The sequence below is a fragment of the Staphylococcus cohnii species complex 1663 genome, assembly GCF_041008415.1.
GTDB lineage: Bacteria > Bacillota > Bacilli > Staphylococcales > Staphylococcaceae > Staphylococcus > Staphylococcus ureilyticus.
On record NZ_JBFDVL010000004.1, the window covers coordinates 135,523 to 155,911 of the forward strand.

At 32.5% G+C, this 20,389-nt stretch carries 18 protein-coding genes; 13 read left to right on the forward strand and 5 right to left on the reverse strand.

Features of this window, described 5'->3' with window-relative positions:
- Window positions 1-13 precede the first annotated feature (13 nt).
- On the forward strand, window positions 14-1,486 hold the full coding sequence (locus AB1J10_RS06120; RefSeq protein WP_107365526.1) for a Na+/H+ antiporter NhaC family protein: 1,473 nt from the start codon (window positions 14-16) through the stop codon (window positions 1,484-1,486).
- A 95-nt stretch (window positions 1,487-1,581) separates the two neighbouring features.
- Here AB1J10_RS06120 and AB1J10_RS06125 read toward each other — a convergent pair whose 3' ends face one another.
- Window positions 1,582-2,343, reverse strand: a complete 762-nt coding sequence (locus AB1J10_RS06125; RefSeq protein ID WP_019468844.1) for a DeoR/GlpR family DNA-binding transcription regulator — start codon at window positions 2,341-2,343, stop codon at window positions 1,582-1,584.
- Between the two features lie 174 nt (window positions 2,344-2,517).
- Here AB1J10_RS06125 and AB1J10_RS06130 point away from each other — a divergent pair, with 174 nt between their 5' ends.
- The 9 genes from AB1J10_RS06130 to AB1J10_RS06170 all read left to right on the forward strand — a co-directional run bounded on the left by AB1J10_RS06130 (window position 2,518) and on the right by AB1J10_RS06170 (window position 10,197).
- On the forward strand, window positions 2,518-3,600 hold the full coding sequence (locus AB1J10_RS06130; protein WP_064209326.1) for an MDR/zinc-dependent alcohol dehydrogenase-like family protein: 1,083 nt from the start codon (window positions 2,518-2,520) through the stop codon (window positions 3,598-3,600).
- A gap of 48 nt (window positions 3,601-3,648) precedes the next feature.
- Window positions 3,649-4,647: a dihydroxyacetone kinase subunit DhaK gene (locus tag AB1J10_RS06135; protein WP_107365525.1), complete on the forward strand. Its 999-nt coding sequence runs from the start codon at window positions 3,649-3,651 to the stop codon at window positions 4,645-4,647.
- A 12-nt stretch (window positions 4,648-4,659) separates the two neighbouring features.
- Window positions 4,660-5,292, forward strand: a complete 633-nt coding sequence (gene dhaL / locus AB1J10_RS06140) for a dihydroxyacetone kinase subunit DhaL (protein WP_019468848.1) — start codon at window positions 4,660-4,662, stop codon at window positions 5,290-5,292.
- 32 nt (window positions 5,293-5,324) lie between these two features.
- Window positions 5,325-5,768: a ribose 5-phosphate isomerase B gene (rpiB, locus tag AB1J10_RS06145; protein ID WP_107365524.1), complete on the forward strand. Its 444-nt coding sequence runs from the start codon at window positions 5,325-5,327 to the stop codon at window positions 5,766-5,768.
- A gap of 370 nt (window positions 5,769-6,138) precedes the next feature.
- Window positions 6,139-7,395: a copper resistance CopC/CopD family protein gene (locus AB1J10_RS06150; protein ID WP_198644484.1), complete on the forward strand. Its 1,257-nt coding sequence runs from the start codon at window positions 6,139-6,141 to the stop codon at window positions 7,393-7,395.
- An 11-nt stretch (window positions 7,396-7,406) separates the two neighbouring features.
- Window positions 7,407-7,991, forward strand: coding sequence for a YcnI family copper-binding membrane protein (locus AB1J10_RS06155; protein WP_019468850.1), 585 nt, complete (start codon window positions 7,407-7,409; stop codon window positions 7,989-7,991).
- Between the two features lie 119 nt (window positions 7,992-8,110).
- Window positions 8,111-8,524 carry a DUF2871 domain-containing protein gene (locus tag AB1J10_RS06160; RefSeq protein ID WP_019468851.1) on the forward strand — a complete coding sequence of 138 codons (414 nt, stop codon included), beginning with the start codon at window positions 8,111-8,113 and terminating at the stop codon, window positions 8,522-8,524.
- 206 nt (window positions 8,525-8,730) lie between these two features.
- Window positions 8,731-9,762 (forward strand): NAD(P)/FAD-dependent oxidoreductase, encoded by a 1,032-nt coding sequence (locus tag AB1J10_RS06165; RefSeq protein WP_019468852.1) that lies wholly within the window; start codon window positions 8,731-8,733, stop codon window positions 9,760-9,762.
- Between the two features lie 33 nt (window positions 9,763-9,795).
- Window positions 9,796-10,197, forward strand: a complete 402-nt coding sequence (locus tag AB1J10_RS06170) for a GNAT family N-acetyltransferase (RefSeq protein ID WP_064209331.1) — start codon at window positions 9,796-9,798, stop codon at window positions 10,195-10,197.
- A 315-nt stretch (window positions 10,198-10,512) separates the two neighbouring features.
- Here AB1J10_RS06170 and AB1J10_RS06175 read toward each other — a convergent pair whose 3' ends face one another.
- The gene (locus AB1J10_RS06175) at window positions 10,513-11,877 is read right to left on the reverse strand and encodes a sugar porter family MFS transporter (protein ID WP_176745319.1); all 1,365 of its coding nucleotides are present in this window, start codon (window positions 11,875-11,877) and stop codon (window positions 10,513-10,515) included.
- Between the two features lie 215 nt (window positions 11,878-12,092).
- Window positions 12,093-13,082 carry an acrylyl-CoA reductase family protein gene (locus AB1J10_RS06180; protein ID WP_046208541.1) on the reverse strand — a complete coding sequence of 330 codons (990 nt, stop codon included), beginning with the start codon at window positions 13,080-13,082 and terminating at the stop codon, window positions 12,093-12,095.
- A 255-nt stretch (window positions 13,083-13,337) separates the two neighbouring features.
- Here AB1J10_RS06180 and AB1J10_RS06185 point away from each other — a divergent pair, with 255 nt between their 5' ends.
- Window positions 13,338-13,856: a GNAT family N-acetyltransferase gene (locus AB1J10_RS06185; protein WP_019468856.1), complete on the forward strand. Its 519-nt coding sequence runs from the start codon at window positions 13,338-13,340 to the stop codon at window positions 13,854-13,856.
- A gap of 269 nt (window positions 13,857-14,125) precedes the next feature.
- Window positions 14,126-14,926 carry a hypothetical protein gene (locus AB1J10_RS06190; protein ID WP_107365425.1) on the forward strand — a complete coding sequence of 267 codons (801 nt, stop codon included), beginning with the start codon at window positions 14,126-14,128 and terminating at the stop codon, window positions 14,924-14,926.
- A 237-nt stretch (window positions 14,927-15,163) separates the two neighbouring features.
- On the opposite strand, the gene AB1J10_RS06195 is transcribed toward AB1J10_RS06190, so the two are convergent.
- Window positions 15,164-16,867 carry a CDP-glycerol glycerophosphotransferase family protein gene (locus tag AB1J10_RS06195; RefSeq protein ID WP_070037506.1) on the reverse strand — a complete coding sequence of 568 codons (1,704 nt, stop codon included), beginning with the start codon at window positions 16,865-16,867 and terminating at the stop codon, window positions 15,164-15,166.
- Between the two features lie 274 nt (window positions 16,868-17,141).
- Here AB1J10_RS06195 and AB1J10_RS06200 point away from each other — a divergent pair, with 274 nt between their 5' ends.
- Window positions 17,142-18,746 (forward strand): L-lactate permease, encoded by a 1,605-nt coding sequence (locus tag AB1J10_RS06200; RefSeq protein WP_019468859.1) that lies wholly within the window; start codon window positions 17,142-17,144, stop codon window positions 18,744-18,746.
- A 122-nt stretch (window positions 18,747-18,868) separates the two neighbouring features.
- Here AB1J10_RS06200 and AB1J10_RS06205 read toward each other — a convergent pair whose 3' ends face one another.
- A complete protein-coding gene (locus AB1J10_RS06205; protein WP_064209334.1) occupies window positions 18,869-20,020 on the reverse strand; it encodes a glycosyltransferase family 4 protein in 1,152 nt (383 codons plus the stop codon).
- Window positions 20,021-20,389 lie beyond the last annotated feature (369 nt).

Here is a 20,389-nt window from a genome sequence, read left to right on the forward strand (position 1 = left end):
GGAGTGAAATAGAATGTCTGAATATAGTGCAACTTCACATCATTCGCAAAAAGATGTTGAACAAGACCAATTAAAAATAAAAGAAAAAAGAAAATTTCAATTGCCACACGTGTTATTAATGATGTTGATGATGATGATGTTTGCATGTTTACTGACATATGTCATTCCAGCTGGTGAATTTGACACGACAAAAAGTGGTGAAATTGTACAAGGAACTTATCATGCTATTTCACAAAATCCAGTTAATCCGTTTTATGCAATTACCTTAATATTAAATGGGGGTATACAATCAGCTCAAACTGTAACTTTATTGCTATTTGTTGGTGGGGCAATTGGAGGTATGTTGCAATTGGACTCAGTGACAAAGTTAACTAATTATATGATATATAGATTTGAACACGCAGGTGCTTTACCACTCATTATAGGATTATTTTCTTTAATGGCGTTTATAGGGTTTTTTGTAGGTGGCGATCAGATGATTGTTTTTGTTACGCTCGGTGTCATTTTAGCGAATAGGTTAAAATTAGATCCAATTATTGCCCTTGGCATGACCTTCCTACCTTTGTATATGGCATTTTCAGTTTCTCCTTCAGGTATGGCTAAAATTGGTCAAATCGTTTATCCGGAAGTCACTTTATATTCAGGATATGGTGGAAGAGCAATTATGTATACGGTGTTTTTATTGGTCACTTTATTATATGTTATCTGGTATGCGAGAAGGGTTATTAAATCACCAAATAAAAGTTTGATGAATACTACATCTTGGCAACAAAATAATGTGCAAACAACAAATACAGAAATTGATTTGAAAGATAGAACAATTAATTGGAGAGATTTGGTTGTAGTAGGATTAGTGATTTTTACACCTATAGTATTAGCAATAGGTAACGGCATGTTAAGTTGGACTGAGAAATATGGAAATGGTGTATTCATTACTGTTTTTGGTATTAGTTTTGTGCTTGCTTACTTAATAAAAAGTAAACGGCCTAGTGAAATGGTGGATGGATTTCTAGCAGGAGCTAAACCAATGCTAGTGGTTGCTTTTGCTATTATCATGGCAAACACAATCAGCGTCATTCTAGAAAAAGGTAAGATTTTAAGTACGATTGTCAACGGATTAACGACACAACTTGATGGTTCTTCAGCCGGTGTCGTATCAATATTAATATTTTTAGTAGCAACAGTATTTAATTTTTTAGTACCATCTGGTTCAGGTTTAATGAGTGTCATGGTTCCAATATTACAACCAGTTACGCATACACTTGGTGTGAATGACCAAATACTGTTAACTTCACTATCTTTTGGCGGTGGATTAGGTAATTTAATTACGCCAACATTGGGTGCGACAGTAGGTGCGATTGCTATTGCGAAAGCTAATTTTAGTTCATGGTTTAAATTTATGGCACCATTGTTTTTAATTTGGGTCATCGTAGGTTCAATTGTGTTGTATATCTTCACTACTGTTGGATGGTCAGGTGGTATATAAAAAGATTGGATAATTATTTTAAGTAAAAAAAGCTGTATCAATTAGGTATTAAATTATTCTAATTGATACAGCTTTTTAAATTGTTAATTTTAAAATTAAACAACAGTTAACTTAAATGGCATGTTTTGTAGCCATTTTTTTTGGGGGGGTTCATCAGTAATAACTTCAGTAATATCAGTGATTTTAGCAAATGATAAAGTAGATGAAATATCAAATTTACTGTGGTCTATCAGAGCAATTACTTTTTCACTTTCTTGAACCATCTGCTTTTTGAGTTGAACTTCAGGTAATGAAAAATCAGTCAAACCATTTTCTAAGGTGAAACCGTTTGCAGATAAAAAGAAATAATCAATATGATACATTTCTAAAATTTGTGAATCAATGTTTCCAGTAATTGCATTTGAATCTTGTGATACAAACCCTCCAACTACGAGCACTGTTAAGTTAGGATTTTCTTTTAAGAGTACTGCATTTTCCAATCCATTTGTAATAATCGTAAGTTCCATTGTTGTCTCAGATATTAATTTTGCAAGCTCATATGTAGTTGAACTTGCGTCGATGAGTATGCATTGTTGCGGTTCGATTTTATTTAATGCATGCTCACTTATTTTATGTTTTTCACGATGCTTTTGTGTTAAGCGGTAAGAAAAGTTTAATTTAGAAGTCATCGTATCATTTACTTTTGCTCCGCCATGTGTACGTGTAATCTTATTTTCACTTTCTAAAAGCCTTAAATCGCTCCGAACTGTTGCTTCTGTCACGCTTAAGTAATCTGAAAGTTGTTTTACAGTAGCTCTTTTATGTGACTTTATATAAGTATATATGTGCTCTCGTCGTTCATCTGCATACATTTTCATATGATTCGCAACCTCCTTATGTTCATAATTTAGTTTAACACAATTTTTTATAAAAATAACAAAACAAAAGCAAAACGAAAATAAATGAAAAAATATTTGAAAGAAATGAAAATATATATTAGAATTATAGTTATAAATGAAAGCGTTTTCTAATAAGAGAAGGGGTTGTTGAAAATGACAAATAAAAATTATCCAGACAAAATGAATGCAGTTGTAGCATATGCGCCAGGGGATTATAAATATGAAACAGTAGAGACGCCAACAATTGAGAATTCAAAAGAAATTATAGTGAAAGTTGAAGCATGTGGTATTTGTGCAGGAGATATTAAAGCGTATGGCGGAGCACCAAGTTTTTGGGGTGATGAAACGCAACCTTCTTATATTAAAGCACCGATGATACCGGGCCACGAATTTATTGCACGTATTGTTGAGAAAGGCGAAGATGTGACTGATTTTGAAATAGGTGATCGTGTCATTTCTGAACAGATTGTACCTTGTTGGGAATGTAGATTTTGTAAACGTGGAGAGTATTGGATGTGTGAAAAACACGATTTATACGGTTTCCAAAATAATGTCAATGGCGGTATGGCTGAATACATGAAATTCACTAAAGAAGCAATAAATTATAAAGTTCCTGAAGATCTACCTATAGAAAAAGCAATTCTAATTGAACCATATGCTTGTAGTTTACATGCAGTGCAACGTGCAAACATCAAATTAGGAGATTTCGTTGTATTATCTGGTGCTGGAACACTGGGGCTTGGCATGATAGGAGCTGCTAAAAAATCTGGCGCTGAAACTTTGGTTGTACTAGATATGAAAGATGATCGTTTAGAATTAGCGAAACAATTTGGTGCAGACATTGTAATGAATCCAGCAAAAGTTGACATAGTAAAAGAAATTAAGGATATGACTGAGGGCTATGGTTGTGATACTTACATTGAAGCGACAGGACATCCTAAATCTGTTGAACAGGGTTTGAGTGCAATTAGAAAACTAGGAAGATTTGTCGAATTTTCTGTATTTGGGGATCCAGTAACTGTTGATTGGAGCATCATTTCTGATCGTAAAGAACTAGATTTAATGGGTAGTCATTTAGGACCTTACTGTTATCCGCTTGTGATAAATGGTATACAAAATGGTGATTATCCAACTGAAGGCGTAGTAACACATCAATTGCCACTGCAAGATTTTGAAGAAGGCTTTGAATTGATGAAAAAAGGAGATAAGTCATTGAAAATTGTGCTTGTACCTTAAAACAGCAAAGTGATAGATAACATAGATAGTTAAAAGGAGAGACTTTAAATGAAAAAGATGATTAATCATCCTGATGACGTTATAGAAGAATTAATGGCCGGATATTTAATTGCTTATCCTGAATATATTAGACGTTCAAACTTGCATCAAAGAGCATTAATTGGAAAAAAACGACACCCTAATCGTAAAGTGAGTGTTTTAATTGGTGGAGGATCAGGACATGAGCCAGCTTTTATCGGATATGTTGGTCAAGGTATGGCTGATGGTGTGGCAGTAGGTAATATTTTCGCTTCACCTTCACCAATTCCTATACAAGCTGTAACTAGAGAAATTCATGACGGCAATGGTGTGTTATATATTTATGGAAATTATGCAGGAGATTTAATGAATTTTGAAATGGCCAGCGAAATGACAGAAGTCGAAGATGATATTGAAACAGCAGTAGTAATAGGAAATGATGATGTTGCTTCAGCGAAGGAAATTGAAGAGAGACGTGGCATAGCAGGTGAATTACTGGTTTATAAAGCTGCAGGTGCTGCTGCTGATTTTGGCTATGATTTGAAGGAAGTACGTCGTATTGCACAACTGGCAAATGATTATACACGTTCGATGGGCATTGGGTTAAGTCCTTGTTATTTACCGCAAACAGGAAAACCAAGTTTTGATCTTGAAGATAATAAGATGGAAATTGGATTAGGACATCATGGTGAACCAGGTATTGAAAAAACAACGATTCGCACAGCAAAAGAAACCGTCCAAGTTATTATGAAAAACATTTTGAAAGAAGGTCTTTATCAATCAGGTGATGAAGTGGTTGTGTTAGTAAATGGGTTGGGTGCAACCTCACAAATGGAATTATATATTATCAATAAAGAAGTTGATGCAATATTAAATGAAAATAATATAAAGACGTACAAATCGTATATTGGTAATTTTATTACATCAATGGAAATGGGTGGCTTCTCAGTAACATTGATGAAGGTGGACGAGACGTTAAAGTCATGTATAGATCATCCTGTCGATTGTCCAAATTTTAAAGAAGTCTAGGAGGAAATTGTAATGACATTAACAAGTGAAACATATAAATCATTCATCCTAGCATTAGCTGAGTTGTTTGAAGAACAAAAAGATAACTTATGTGAATTAGATAGAAAAATAGGTGATGGTGATCATGGTGTGACGATGAATATTGGTTATCAAGCTGTAAAAAGTACGATTCATAACGAGTTACAAGTACAAGATGATATTGCAAAAATCAGTGTTGCTGTTGGTAAAAGCTTTTTGGATGCAGTCGGGTCATCTGTAGGTCCTTTATATGCTTCAGGTTTTTTAAAGTCAGCAGTTGCAGTGAAAAATAAAACTGAATTAGATGATACAGACTTATATCAATTTTGGATTGCATTCAGTAAAGGAATTAAGGCAAGAGGTAAAGCTGAAATAGGTGATAAAACGATGATTGATACACTTGAACCATTCTATCTTTCATTAGAAACATCTAAATATCAAAGTATTAATTTCAAGGAAGCATTTGAGATTGCACTTTTAGAGGCTAAAAAAGGTATGGAAAGTACAAAGGATATTGTTTCAAATAAAGGCCGTTCTAAGCGATTAGGCTATCGTGCGCAAGGTCATGTAGATCCTGGCGCGATGTCAGCGTATCTGATGTTAAATACATTTAAATCATATGTATAAGTGAAGTGATAAGTATATAAGGAGGAGTTAGAATGAAAATAGCAATCGGTGCAGACCACAATGGTTACGACTTAAAAGAGGCAGTGAAAACGCATATAGAAACACTCGGCCATGAAGTCGAAGATTTTGGTTGTCATCATTGTGCGGAGACGGATTATCCAGATGTTGCTGCTAAAGTTGGTAAAAGCATCCAACAAGGAGATAATGAACGTGGTATTCTTATTTGTGGAACTGGGATTGGCGTTGCGATAACAGCCAACAAATTAAAAGGCATACGCGCTGCTTTGGCGCATGATTACTATTCTGCAGAGCGTGCACAGTTAAGTAACAATGCTCAAATACTGACTATGGGTGCACAAATTATTGGTATAGAAGTTGCTAAAAAAAATGTTGAAGCATACTTAAATGTAAGTTGGGAAGGCGGTTCTCAACGTAAAGTAGATAAAATTGTGCAAGTTGAACAAGATGAATTTTAATGCGTTATATTTATGTAAACCATATCATTCTTGAAGAATAAGAAGTTGAGGCCTAAAGCGCATAATTAAAGCAAAGGACTAGTCCGTGTGAGAGTCGACGGATTAGTCCTTTGCTATTTAAATTTATACATAATTTGTAACTTAGCATTTCTAATAAAAACAAATTTAGCATTAGTTTAATACTTATTTTTATAACAACACATTATAAATATTTTTAATGGAAACAAAACTAATCTTTTATTTCTAATTAATTGGAACAATAATATTTAATTTATAATTATTTGTCCAAAAAATGACAAAATGAAATTTATATTGTGAATATATATTTCATTTAATATCATTGATAATATAAACTTTTTGAAAAAGGGGGATGAAAGTGCAATTAACATTTAAAATTCATAAGTTTTCTTATGTTATATTTATAATTTCGTTGATCATTGGGATAGTTACTTTTTCTCAGCAAGTTTCAGCGCATGCAACTTTAGAAAAAGTTACTCCAGCACAAAATAGTGTGGTTGAAAACGCGCCAAATGAAATAACATTACAATTTAATGAACCAGTCCATTCAAAGTATTCAAGCATAAAGATTTATGATGACAATGGTTCTGAATTGACTGAAGTAAAACCAAGTACAACAGGTTCCTCTCAAACATTGACATTTCCCATTGGAAATTTAAATAAAGGTACGCACAGTATAAAATGGCATACAATGTCTGCAGATGGCCATGAAATCAATGATAGTTTTGAATTTTCAGTTGGAAAACAGACAGCAGATGGAATTGATACAGCACCACCGTTTTATGAAAAGGCAGATTTTTGGTTTGGGGTTACGCGCTTTATAATAGAAGGATTATTGATTACACTTACCGGCCTTTATTTTGTCAACCGCTTAGCTAAAAGACAAAGTTTACCTCATTTAAATTTTAAAACATACACGATGCCAACCATTTTGACGTTGGTCATGATTTCCGTTATCACAGTTTTAATTTATATGATGACTTTATCTTCTGATGTTGTGTCAGATGTGTTAAGTCTACAAAAAGCAACTTTATTGCAAACACCATTCATATTAACAATGATTGCAGTTATCATATTATTATTGCTTTTCACTTTGAAAAATATGGCTACAAGTTGGTATATATTCATTCCAAGTCTAATATTAATTGCGCTTAGTATGTCTGGACATGCTTGGTCTCAATCTGTACCAATATGGTCGATTTTTATCAGAGTGATCCATATTACTGGAATCTCATTTTGGTTAGGCGCTTTGATATACTTAGTGGTGATGGTATTGGGTAAAAAACAATTTGCAGTAAATCAAATGAGGCCTTTTTTATTAAAAGTAAATATTAGCGCTGTCATGTTAATTGTCATATCAGGTGTCCTTATGTCAATTGACCAAACGAATGTCTTAACATTGTGGAAAAATATTCAAACGTGGAGCGTTTTATTACTTATTAAGATTCTGCTAACATTTGTGATGATGACGTTAGGATTTTATCAAACAACTAGAGCGCTTGGTAAGCATCGTCAGACAAATAGATTTGCATTAATCATAGAACTAAGTATAGGTATTTTACTCATATTAGCAGGTGTAATTATGAGTCAATTAAATATCCCAGGATAGGAGTTTAAAAGATGAAAAGACAATTTATTTTAGCCATCGCAGTTTGTTTTACTGTTTTAGTATTTTCCAAAAGTGCTCATGCACATGTGACTATGAATCCTGACACAAGTGAACCAGGTTCTTATGAAAAATATGATGTTAGAGTTCCAGTAGAAAAAGAAGCGAACACGACAAAAATAGAGTTGAAAGTACCCAAAGGTGTAAATGTTGTAGGTGTTGCACCACAGGAAACATTTGATCATAAATTAACTAAAGATGACGATGGTAATATTACCAAAATTACTTGGACAGCTAAAGATAAAGGTATTGGACCCAATGAATTTGTCGATTTACCTATTCAAGTAGCAAATCCTGATAAAGAAGGCGAATTTAAATGGGATGCTTATCAAACTTATGACGATGGAGAAACTGTAAAATGGAATGGTGATGAAGACGCAGAAAAACCATCACCTATGACTAAAGTATCCAAAAAAGCTGATGTTGATTCTGAAAATAATCAATCGGGCAATGATTCTATCGCTTTATGGATTGTATCTATCATAGCTATTATTTTAGCGCTCATAGCAATTTTTAAAAAGTCTCGTAAAGAAAGATAAAGCATAAGTGATTAAGCTAGTAATCAGATTTTGATTACTGGCTTTTTTGTGAAGTTTGGTGAATTGTCACTGTATTTTAATTAAATTTATTTTATAATAATTTTTAAGGAGGATTTTGAATGCGCAGAATATTATACGCTTTTTTAATTTATACAATCTTAGGATTGCTTAGTGGTTTTTATTATCGTGAATTAACACTTGCTTATGACTTTACAGGTGATACACAATTAGTAGTAGTACATACGCATACGTTAATATTAGGAATGTTTATGCATCTCATTTTATTACCAGTAACAAAAGTATTTAATTTGAGTAGTTATTATTTATTTAATTGGTTCTTTATCGTGTATAATATAGGTGTATTGGTAACGATTGGTATGATGTTTACGAAAGGCACTTACCAAGTGATGGGACTTAAAGTTCCGGAATCATTTGCTGGCTATGCAGGAATGGGGCATACAGTGATTACAGCTGGTTTTATTTTATTATTCTTCTTGCTTAAAAACGCCATTGTCAAAAAATCAGAAAAATAATTTCTCTAAATAGAATTTTTAAAACAAATATAGTAATCATAGATATAGTAGACGATCGATACGAATTTGATCGTCTTTTTATTTTATTTTACAGCCATTATACATATAAAGTAATTAATTATTAAAAAGTCATCCTTTTTAATTGATAAGCATTATCAATAATAGGATAATAGGTATTAATAAGTAGTACATGTAGGAGGATTATTATGGATGATGTAATCATTATCGGTGGTGGACCAGCCGGTCTGTTCGCGAGCTTTTATTCTGGATTAAGAGGGATGAATGTAAGAATTATTGATATTCAAGATAAGCTAGGAGGTAAAATGCACGTGTATCCTGAAAAGATTATTTGGGATATCGGGGGATTGGCACCGAAACCTTGCTATGAAATTATACAAGATACTGTTAATCAAGGACTACATTTTAATCCTAAAGTAAATTTAGAGGAACGTGTGATAGATATAAGGAAATTGGCTGAACGCCATTTTGAAGTAGAGACGAATAAAGGAAATATATATAAATCCAAATCTGTTATTATCGCCATTGGTGGTGGCATCATTAATCCAAAACAACTTGATATCAAGGGAGCAGAAAGATATCAATTAACAAACTTACATTATGTTGTGCAATCTTTAAAACATTTTAAAAACAAAAATGTATTGATTTCAGGGGCAGGTAACTCTGCTCTAGATTGGGCAAATGATTTAAGTGGCTATGCTAAAAGTGTGACATTAATTTATCGAAAAGCGGATATCAAGGGTTATGAAGCAATGAAAAATATATTAGATGGATTGTCAGTAGAAAAGTTACCCAACACACATATCTATCAATTAATAGGAGACGTTACCCAGTCGCGTATAGAACAAGTGATATTGGAAAATATTGAAACAGGGGAACAAGAGGTACGTGCTTTTGACGAAGTCATCGTCAGTCATGGATTCGATAGAGAAAATACATTATTAGAACAATCTACAACTCAAGTTGATATGCATAGTGAATATAATATTAAAGGTTTTGGTAACACTGCAACGAGTATTGAAGGTCTATACGCTTGTGGTGATATTATTTATCATGAAGCAAAAGCACACTTAATCGCGAGTGCTTTTAGCGACGCAGCAAACGCAGCTAATCTAGCAAAGCTTTATGTTGAACCAGAAGCAGCTCCTGAAGGTTATGTATCGAGTCATAATGATGCATTCAAAGAATCTAATAAAGTAGTGATGAAAAAATATTTATAAATCATGGTTTAGCAGTCTGGGGGATGAAAATACATGGTTAAAATAAAGTACGAAGCGCCAACAGTACAAGATTATAGAAATATGAGAAAAAAAGCTGGGTTAAGTGAAAAATCACAAAAGGCGACAGAAAAAGGGATATCAAATGCATGCTTTGACATTACAATATATGATGATGACTTATTAATAGCGATGGGCAGAGTAATTGGAGATGGCGGTACTGCTTTTCAAATTATTGACATAGCAGTAGAACCACGTTATCAAGGTCAGGGTTATGGTAAACAGGTTATGACTAATATTATGAAATATATATCATCTGTTGCAGAAGATGGTACTTATGTGAGTTTAATGGCAGATTATCCTGCAGATCAATTGTATGAACAATTCGGATTTACGACTACGGAACCTCATTCTTGTGGGATGTATATCAAATACTAAATTTAAATATGTTGAAGAATGTTTAAATGCGAAGCAGTAGTTTAAAGATAGTTATCTATGAAACACACGTCCATTGCTCTATCATAAAGATAGAATCTGACGTGTGTGATGTTGTGCTAATTGATATCATTTTTTAATGATAATACAACGCGTTCACATTCAGAGTGAATGATACCAAACCATCTTTTAGAAAACTATACGGATTAATTTGCGAGATGCAAAGAGAGCTAATCCAGAACGGATTAGCTCTCTTATTTTGAGCATAGGTTTTATACCCTAAAAACTCACATTAATTTTGTTTTAGCAATGTAATGTTTATTTGGATTCTTTAACATTGACATCAGTTGCATTTGTTCTAGATCTTAAATCAGCTTCTATTTCTTCTAAACTACGTCCGCGTGTTTCTGGTAAGTATTTAATAACAAAGATTAAAGCACAGACACCGATAGCTGCAAAGATTAAGAAAACTTGTTCTACTGATAAAACATCAGTCAAAATAGGGAATAATTGCGCAACTAGTAAACTACCAATAGATAGTACTAAAGCAGCGATTCCTGTTGCAGCACCACGTGCACGCATTGGGAATAATTCTGGTAACATAACCCAAAGTACTGGTCCCCAAGTAAAACCAAAGAAGATGATGAAAAGCGTTAGACAAGCAACCATAATCCATGCAGAAGATTGGATACCAACTGTCCAAACTAATATTGCCATGATTAATAGTGAAGCTACCATACCAATATTACCGATGACTAATAATCGCTTACGATCTATTTTATCAATAATCATAATTGCTACAATCGTAATAAGGACGTTTACGGTACCAATACCAACTGTGCCTAATATAGAAGTTGCATTTCCAAGACCAGCTTTACTAAATATCGTTGGTGCGTAATAAATAATAGCGTTAATACCTATAATTTGTTGTAATAAAGCAAATACACTACCAATGATCAATGTTGGTCTTAACCAAGGTGATTTTAATACATTCCAAGTGCTTTCAGAAATAGCATTTATTTCTTTCATATCAGCAATTTCTTTATCAATTTCGCTTTCTTTAAATGTTAATTTCATAACGTCACGAGCAGCTTTTTCACTTCTGTGTTCAAGTAGCCATCTAGGGCTTTCAGGCATAAATGCTACACCGATTAATAGAATGAGTGAAGGTAATACTGCTAAACCGAGCATCCATCTCCATCCTTCGATTGGAGTGAAAGCATAGTTAATTAAATATGAAGATAAAATACCAATTGTAATCATTAATTGGTTTAAGGAACTTAACGAACCACGTTGTTCGGTAGGTGCCATTTCAGATAAATATACTGGTACGATTGCTGTTGAGCCACCGACAGCTAATCCGATAACAAGTCTACCAATTACTAATACTGGCATTGATGGTGCTAAGGCTAAAATTAATGCACCGACAATATAAATAATAGCGATAATAAATACAACACGTCTACGACCTAATCTATCAGACATAGGTCCACTCGCACCGGAGCCGAAGATAGCGCCGACTAACATCGATGCAACGACAAGTCCTTCAGTAAAACTATTTAACGGTATGTCATCTTTTATAAATAACAGTGCACCTGATATAACCCCCATGTCATAACCATAGAGTAATCCTCCCAATGCACCAAGGAAAAAGATGAGCTTTTTATTCACTTTGATTCCCATATTAACCCTCCTGATAATATTCAATAATAATAAGTATACGCTTTCATATTTTAATTGTAAATGTTAAAGTATAATAAATTTATCTATTGATATATATTTATATGAATTGTAATATTTTTGTAGTTTAAATAAAAATGTATAGTTATATAAGTTGATATCAAATAAAACTCCGCACATCAATTTTTGTTTGATGTGCGGAGTTTTATAAAATCATCTTATGCGTCGAATTCGATAACAATTCTACCAGAATTATTATGTTGAAGCACTTCATCTATGCTGTTTTTAATATCTTTAAAGTTTATATTATGTTTTATATCATGTAATTGATCTGGTTTTAAATCTTTTGATAGACGACGCCAAATATGTTTCCGTTGTCTCATTTCTGTATATACAGAGTCAATACCTATAACGTTTACACCTCTTAATATGAAAGGAAAGACTGAACTATCGAATGTAGCGCCTCCTGTCATGCCAATGAGCGCAACGCTACCATTATAATTAAGTTGCTTAATGATTTGTGAAAAACTGTCACCACCAACTGGATCGATGACTGCTTGCCATGTGCGTTTACCTAAAGGTTTATTATCTTCTTTGTCAATTCTAGAAATAACATCTTTTGCACCTATGGTTTTAAGTGTTTCAGTAGCTTCAGTCTTACCTGTACTAGCGATCACATCATATCCAATGCCATTTAACATCATAATCGCTAATGTTCCTACACCACCTGTTGCACCTCTTACAAGCACTTGATCTTTTTCTACAGATAGTCCATTATGCTCTAATTTTTCAATTGCTAAACCAGCTGTGTAACCTGCTGTCCCATATATCATAGCTTCTTCAAGTGTGAGGTCTTTAGGTAAAGGTACAATCCATTCTTCTTTTACGCGAACATATTCACTAAAACCTCCGAAATGGTCTGTTCCTAAACCGTACCCTGTAACGATGACTTCATCTCCTGGTTCAAAAGCATGTGTGTCAGAGTGAGCTACCACACCTGCTAAATCGATGCCTGGCACCATTGGATAACTGTTAACAATTTTTGAATTGTCTAATGTAGCTAATGCATCTTTATAATTAATTCCAGAGTATTTCGTTTTAATCAACACTTCACCTTCTGGAAGATCATCTATTGTCATATCTTTAAATTCGCTTGTTACTTTGCCGTCTTGTTCATTGACCACAAAAGCTTTAAATGTTTTCGTCATTGCCTTATGGCACTCCCTTATGTATATATATTTATGAACAATTAAAAAACTAGAACTACTTTATCATGATATTGTGAATTTCACAATAAGTGTAAAAGCGCTGATTTAAAAGTAAGCGTTTTAATTTTAACAATCGTAAACTTTATGTCATTTGACTATACTTTAAGTTGTCAAAAAAATATATTAAGTCGTATAGTAACATATTTAACATTTTAGTATACTAATTGACAAGATGCTAAAAAGGGGGCATGCAGTATGACAGATAATATTGAATTGGTAAAACAATCGGAAGTACATCGGTTAAGAGAAATTTGTATTACAACATTTAAACATACATTCAAAGAAGGTGGATATACACAGGAAGATTTTGAAACCTATTTTAAACAGGCATATAATGTGGAAACGTTACAAGACGAATTGAATAATAAACATTCATTCACATATTTTTATCTCAGCAATAATGAAATTGTAGGTTATTTTAAATTAAATATAGACGATGCACAAACTGAGGCAATGGGTGAATCCTACTTAGAAATTCAAAGAATATACTTTTTACCTCAATCACAAGGTGGAGGAAAAGGGAAAAATGTTTTTGATTTTGCAATTAAAAAAGCACGCGAGTTGTATAAAACAAAAATTTGGTTAGGTGTATGGGAATATAATGAAAAAGCATTAAACTTTTATAAAAAACAAGGCCTACGTATAACAGGTTCCCATGAATTTCATACTGGTAACGTGGTAGATACAGATTTAATAATGGAAAAAAACATATAGCAGCTTTTGAAAAAGTCATTTATCCTGTAATCTGTTCAATTATCTTGGCGCATTGTATTCCTATTGCAAAAGCTAGATATTAAATTAAAGTTTCTATTTTTTAAGTTTTTGTAAAAATTATATTTATTTCAAAAAAAGTTTTGATAAAAGGTGTTTATTTTAATAATAATAGTGAATAACATAATAATTCTCATTTATCCTAATTGTTAAACACATTACATAATTTTAAATTAGGCAATGGGAAGGACACAACTAAGGAGGCTTATTATATGAAGAAGTTATTAGCAGGTTTTCTTACACTTACATTAGCACTTGCTGCTTGTTCTAATGGTAGTGATGACAATGGCGGTAGTAAAGACGATAGTTCGAAAGACAAACAGTCTTCTGATGACAAATCAAAAGACTCAAAAAATTCTAAGAGCGATGACAAAAAGGACAATGATAGTTCCGATAAAGATTCAGATAGTAATTCGGACAACAAATCAGACAGTGATGCTGATAAAAATAGTTCTGACTCAGACTCTAGTTCTAACTCTGATGATAGCAGCAATTCTGGAAACAGTGACAATGCCAATGATAGTTCGACTAACGGTTCCAACGGCAGTGATAGCAATAGCGATAATTCAAATAATGATAACAATTCAAGCAATGCGGATAGCAATGAGAGCACAGCAAGTAATGCAAATAGTAATGCTGATCAAGCATCTAATAGTGCAGGTAATTCAAATGCGGGCAACACAGGTAACAGTGGTGCTTCTCAATATGTGGCACCTTATCAAGGTCAAAATGCAGTGCCAGTCGCACAAAACATTACTTCAGGTAGCACTGACGCACAAACAGCTTTACAGTCATTGCCTAATTTCCAAAACGCTTTAGACAATGCAACTGCTGAAGTCAATGCGTTAAATGGCCAATCAAATCCTTATAATGATTATGCTATTGAAGGAAGCGAAGGGAATTATAGCTATATCTTTAGCTTCCAAAACCAAGCACAACCTGGTAGTTATTCAATTGTAACTGTTGACCAACAAGGAACTGTTAGAGTAGTTGATCCAGCTTACCAACAATAAAAGCATCATAAAATAACGTGATTTTTATACGTATTATAAAAAAGTGGCAAGTAGAAAGCATTAACTTCTAACTTGCCACTTTTTATTTTGGTAAAATTTTCTTTATGTGCGAATCGTTCGAGTATGATTCCTTTAAATGCATTTTATATTTAAATAAAAGCACCAAAGCCAATATTCATAATTTAAAACTTTGAATTTTAAATTAGAATAACAAATTGTTGGTTGTATATGTGATGATTAGTTTAATTTATTGGAATTAATCGACTTTTGAATAATATGTGAAATCGTTTCAAAGGCATGGTTGTCTTTATTTATAAACGGATTAGCATGTATATCTTTCATTTGGTGACTGATTAAATCATTTAAGAGCGCTTTTGAATCACTATATCTAACTGTAGAAAGAGAATGCATAACATCTTCATAAACACCGCGTTCACTCACATATTTTTCATGGTCAGGCGTATATTGACAGACAGTTTTATCAATCGTAAGTGCATCAAAAATAAGTGAAGAATAATCTGTTAATACTGTATCTGATACTAACAATAAATCTTGAACTTCAATATGTGATGGCGCAATGATAGCATTTTCAGGTATATAGTTAGATTGGTCGTTGATATGTCCTTTAAAGATAACATTATATTTATTCAATAAGCCATCACTCATTGGTAACAAATCGGTTGCTTCATTTGCTGCTTTCCATGTAGGAACATAAAGTAATGTTTGTTTTTGAGGATCTAGTTTTAATTCTTTCTTTATAAATGAGATATATGGTTGATCAGATTGTTTATCTAACAGATATCTAATTCTCGGATACCCACAATTTAATAAGTGTGTGTGTTGTTGTGGAAACGCAGACTTGAAATGTTCCATAATGGCTCCGGAATCACTGATGAAGTAATCTTGTTGCAACCATTTATTATATTTGCGTGCACGATAATTATAGATATTGAGATTCTCATTAGGTTCATGACTATCTAAAAATAGTTTTTTAATAGGTGTGCCATGCCATAGTTGTATAATTGTACCATTTGGTTTGATATCATCAGGGATATCGTTTTCTAAAATAACCACACTTGCTGTTTCTATTAGATTTTTTGATTTCGCGTCATTTGGATCGATAAAATTAGGGCCATTTACATCATTCGTTATAAAAAATATAGGTAATTTAGAAAAGTACTTTGCAAAATGATTAAATAAATAGCGAGAATTACCTCGAAATCCATAATCAAAACCTAAAAAGACGATATGATTTTTAACTTTCGATTTATCTTTCTTATAAATATAACTGCTTTCATAATGTTTTTTTTCGTAATGACGATGAACTAAAGTATAAATCCAATGTGGAAGTTTGAATTTAGTATTTTTAAGCACTTTATCTGTAAATCGAATGTCGTCGTGATTAGGCGCTAGTGTTTCACTATTTTTAAATGGTATCGAGTGTTTATGTTCAAAGGCTAATTTGTTTAAATTGAATTTAGTAGTGTTTAATGGCGTGAATGCTTGAATATAATCCCATATAGCACTACTGGTTGTAAAAGCATGTTTGAAATTGAAAACGACATGGCTATCTGTTGCTACATCATCTTGCAATAGTGATAATAATGCTAAGTCAAATATATTATTAATGGTATAATTGTTTATTATTTTTTGAGTGGTTTCTATATGGAAAATAATATTTGGAAAATGATTTAGATTATCCATCCAATCATTAAAAGTGATTTCGGGTTTACCAAAATATCGGCAATCATTTAAATATTGTTGATTGATTGTATAATCTGCAACGATAGTGACCGGTTTTAGTGTAACTGCGTCTAACATCGATTGATAAATTTCACTATTTTGATCTATATATACAAAGTGAGTATATCCTTGTGCTGTAGCTTTCTCAAGGTCCTTTACGAAAAGGTCCCACGTTGAAACTTCTATTTGCTTTATCATTTATAATCCCTCGATTTAAATATTATTATCCTTATTTTATCATTTAATACGTCATAGATAAAAGAAACTTCAATATTCATATTAGGATTGAAGAATTGCGTTTGAGATGATGTATATTCAATTGGAGTTTATTAGAAAAATAAAAAACTTTAATTTTAGGCTATTAATTTTTTGAAAATTATTGTATTTTACTTAAAGTAGATGTTATAATTTATGTGAAATAATTCACAAACGGAAGATGATTAATTAATTTAAGTATAGGAAGTGAGTATAAATGTTTGTAGAAAGTATTAACCCCTTTAACAATGTATTATTATCCAGTATTGTAGCCGCTATCCCTATCATTTTATTTTTATTATGCTTAACCATTTTCAAAATGAAAGGGATATATGCGTCAATTACGACATTAGTAGTTACATTGATACTTGCAATAACGATATTCAAATTGCCTATGAATATCGCAACAGGTGCATCAATTGAAGGATTTTTCCAAGGCATCATTCCAATTGGTTATATTGTGATTATGGCAGTGCTGTTATATAAGGTTACAAATGAAACTGGGCAATTTGATAAGATTCAAGATAGTATTGCGAGTGTATCGCAAGATCATCGTATTCAATTATTGCTCATAGGTTTTGCGTTTAATGGATTTTTAGAAGGTGCAGCAGGTTTTGGTGTGCCGATTGCCATATGTGCCTTGTTATTAACTCAATTAGGCTTTAAACCTTTAGAAGCTGCAATGTTATGTTTAATTGCTAATGCTTCAGCTGGTGCATTTGGAGCAATTGGCTTGCCTGTAACAGTGATTGATACACTTGGTTTACCAAGTGATGTTACAGGATTTGCGGTTTCTCAAATGTCTGCTTTAACTTTATCGATTATGAATATGTTTATCCCATTTTTATTAGTATGGATTATTGACGGTTTTAAAGGTATTAAAGAAACGTTACCAGCAATCCTTATTGTTGGTGGAACTTTTACGATATTACAAGCTTTGATTACGGTGTTTATTGGACCAGAACTAGCTGATATTATCCCACCGTTAGTATCAATGTTAGCGTTAGCCTTATATTCTAAAAAACATCAGCCTAAAAATATATTTAGGTTGAAAGATAGTGGAGAACCTAAGTCTATTGTAAAACATAATTTTAAAACTTTAATATATGCATGGAGTCCATTTGTGATTTTAACAGCATTAGTTATGATTTGGAGTGCACCACAATTTAAAGCGTTGTTCTCACCTAATGGTGCGTTGAGCGCATTAGTATTTAATATTCAACTACCAGGTACGTATAGTGACATTGCTGACAAAGCAATTACATTACCACTCAATATCATTGGACAAACTGGTACAGCGATTTTATTAGTAATTTTAATAACTATATTAATGTCAAAACAAGTGAACATGCTTGATGCAACACGCTTATTAAAATTAACTTTTAAAGAATTATGGTTACCTATTATTACAATTTGTATTATTTTAATTATTTCTAAATTGATGACTTATGCAGGTTTAAGTAATGCTTTAGGTGAAGGTATTGCTAAAGCAGGATCAATCTTCCCGCTATTGTCACCTATCTTAGGTTGGATTGGCGTATTTTTAACTGGTTCTGTGACAAATAATAATACACTATTTGCTCCGATACAGTCAGCGGTAGCTAATAATATTGGTACAAGCGGTGCATTGCTTGTATCTGCAAATACAGTAGGTGGTGTAGCAGCGAAATTAATTTCACCACAATCCATTGCGATTGCAACTGCATCTGTACAACAAGTAGGTAAAGAATCAGAGTTATTAAAAATGACGTTACGCTATAGTTTTGCATTTATTATCTTTATATGTTTATGGACTTTCATGTTGAACTTTATCATTCATTAAAGCATCATCGTGGTTATGGTTGTTAGTAAGATGCCTGTGATTATGGCATATTACAGATGATTAGGTTTATTGTAATAAAATATAAAGATCGAAATAAAAAAGAAGCCGTTTGGCTTCTTTTTTTATTTCGATGCAATCATCATTTGAAAGTAATGGTAGACTGAATCTGATGAAAATAATTGGACGGTTTGATACCCATTTTCTATGATGGATTGTTTATTAAATTCCTGATTGATAAGTCTGAGTAGTTTATTAGAAAGATCTTTTACATTTCCATGCGATACGAGGTATCCATTGACGTTATTTTGTATCAGAGCGTCTGGTCCTGCATTACCATCAAAACTAACCACGACATTACCTTGATTCATAGCTTCTAAAATTACCATTCCGAACCCTTCATTACGAGAAGGGACGACTGTAATATCACTTTTAGCTAATTTTTCGTTTAATTGCTGAGTTGAACCATAAAGTTTTACGATATCTGCTAGTTGGTGCTCTATGACTAATTGTTGTAAAAGCTCATGCTCTTTTCCGTCACCATAGATGTGTATTTGATATTTAAAACGTCTGACTTCTTGTTGAATAGGTATGATACTTTGAATTAATAGGTCGAACCCTTTTTCGTATTCTAGTCGTCCTGCGGCAGTAATGATTTTTTCTTTTGATATTGAGAGACGGGGCTCATTTAAAATGTTGGGTATGACATAAACAGGAGTTTGAACAAAAGATTCATATTTACTTTTATCACTTTCTGTTAGTGTGGTTATTTTGTCTAAATATTGATAAGCATCTAAGATTTCTTGTTGTAGGGCATCGTTATGTGCTTCAAAATTCATATGTTCCATACCTATTTTCTCTACATTTTGTGGACCATAGTGAGCAATTAATATATTAAAACTCGCACGTGTACCAATGAGCATATCAGTGGAAACATTGCGTATTGCTTGAATCATTTTCTTTTCTATATAATGTGAAAACTGATAAAGACCTGGTTCATATTGTGAAATTAATTTTGGTCTAGAAAACGGAGTGTATTTGCGGATTCTATTAAAAAATATAGCTTTAATATTTAAAAAATGTAACTGATAGTCTGTTAAAGCACGAACTTTAATAGATTTATGTAGTTTGAAATAAGGTTTAGAAGCCCCCTTGAAAACGGAAATGATTTCAACCTTATGACCTTTTTCGGCTAAAACATTAGCTAATTGAGAAATAGATTTAACAGTACCACCCATAGCATAAACATTATGCGTAAAAAAAGTGATAGATTTCATTGGAATACCTCCAAAAGTATAAGAATTAAATTAAAATTTATTATAGCATGAAATTTAAGAGAGTGATAAAGTAATGAATGTTATGCGTGACACAATGTAATTTGATTTTAAGTGTCTAATATTAATTGCAATTTAAGTCGTCTCATAGCTATTATAGTTAACAGGTATTAACATAATTTGAGTAGAATTACTGAAAGCCCTTTTTTCATAGGACAATAACGTATATAATTAGAAGTGTGACAAAAGATTCTGCTATTTTTTTAACATTTAGTATAATTATAGTAGATTAAGATTTAAATTATTCACTATAGAAAACGCTTTATCATGGCTGTGATTTTCCTAGATAAAGATAACGTGTCTATAAACATA

Excerpts from the sequence above, each read along its gene's own strand:
- AB1J10_RS06120 (WP_107365526.1), top strand. The coding sequence starts at position 14 with ATGTCTGAATATAGTGCAACTTCACATCATTCGCAAAAAGATGTTGAA.
- AB1J10_RS06125 (WP_019468844.1), bottom strand. The coding sequence starts at position 2,343 with ATGAAAATGTATGCAGATGAACGACGAGAGCACATATATACTTATATA.
- AB1J10_RS06130 (WP_064209326.1), top strand. The coding sequence starts at position 2,518 with ATGACAAATAAAAATTATCCAGACAAAATGAATGCAGTTGTAGCATAT.
- AB1J10_RS06135 (WP_107365525.1), top strand. The coding sequence starts at position 3,649 with ATGAAAAAGATGATTAATCATCCTGATGACGTTATAGAAGAATTAATG.
- dhaL (WP_019468848.1), top strand. The coding sequence starts at position 4,660 with ATGACATTAACAAGTGAAACATATAAATCATTCATCCTAGCATTAGCT.
- rpiB (WP_107365524.1), top strand. The coding sequence starts at position 5,325 with ATGAAAATAGCAATCGGTGCAGACCACAATGGTTACGACTTAAAAGAG.
- AB1J10_RS06150 (WP_198644484.1), top strand. The coding sequence starts at position 6,139 with ATGAAAGTGCAATTAACATTTAAAATTCATAAGTTTTCTTATGTTATA.
- AB1J10_RS06155 (WP_019468850.1), top strand. The coding sequence starts at position 7,407 with ATGAAAAGACAATTTATTTTAGCCATCGCAGTTTGTTTTACTGTTTTA.
- AB1J10_RS06160 (WP_019468851.1), top strand. The coding sequence starts at position 8,111 with ATGCGCAGAATATTATACGCTTTTTTAATTTATACAATCTTAGGATTG.
- AB1J10_RS06165 (WP_019468852.1), top strand. The coding sequence starts at position 8,731 with ATGGATGATGTAATCATTATCGGTGGTGGACCAGCCGGTCTGTTCGCG.
- AB1J10_RS06170 (WP_064209331.1), top strand. The coding sequence starts at position 9,796 with ATGGTTAAAATAAAGTACGAAGCGCCAACAGTACAAGATTATAGAAAT.
- AB1J10_RS06175 (WP_176745319.1), bottom strand. The coding sequence starts at position 11,877 with ATGGGAATCAAAGTGAATAAAAAGCTCATCTTTTTCCTTGGTGCATTG.
- AB1J10_RS06180 (WP_046208541.1), bottom strand. The coding sequence starts at position 13,082 with ATGACGAAAACATTTAAAGCTTTTGTGGTCAATGAACAAGACGGCAAA.
- AB1J10_RS06185 (WP_019468856.1), top strand. The coding sequence starts at position 13,338 with ATGACAGATAATATTGAATTGGTAAAACAATCGGAAGTACATCGGTTA.
- AB1J10_RS06190 (WP_107365425.1), top strand. The coding sequence starts at position 14,126 with ATGAAGAAGTTATTAGCAGGTTTTCTTACACTTACATTAGCACTTGCT.
- AB1J10_RS06195 (WP_070037506.1), bottom strand. The coding sequence starts at position 16,867 with ATGATAAAGCAAATAGAAGTTTCAACGTGGGACCTTTTCGTAAAGGAC.
- AB1J10_RS06200 (WP_019468859.1), top strand. The coding sequence starts at position 17,142 with ATGTTTGTAGAAAGTATTAACCCCTTTAACAATGTATTATTATCCAGT.
- AB1J10_RS06205 (WP_064209334.1), bottom strand. The coding sequence starts at position 20,020 with ATGAAATCTATCACTTTTTTTACGCATAATGTTTATGCTATGGGTGGT.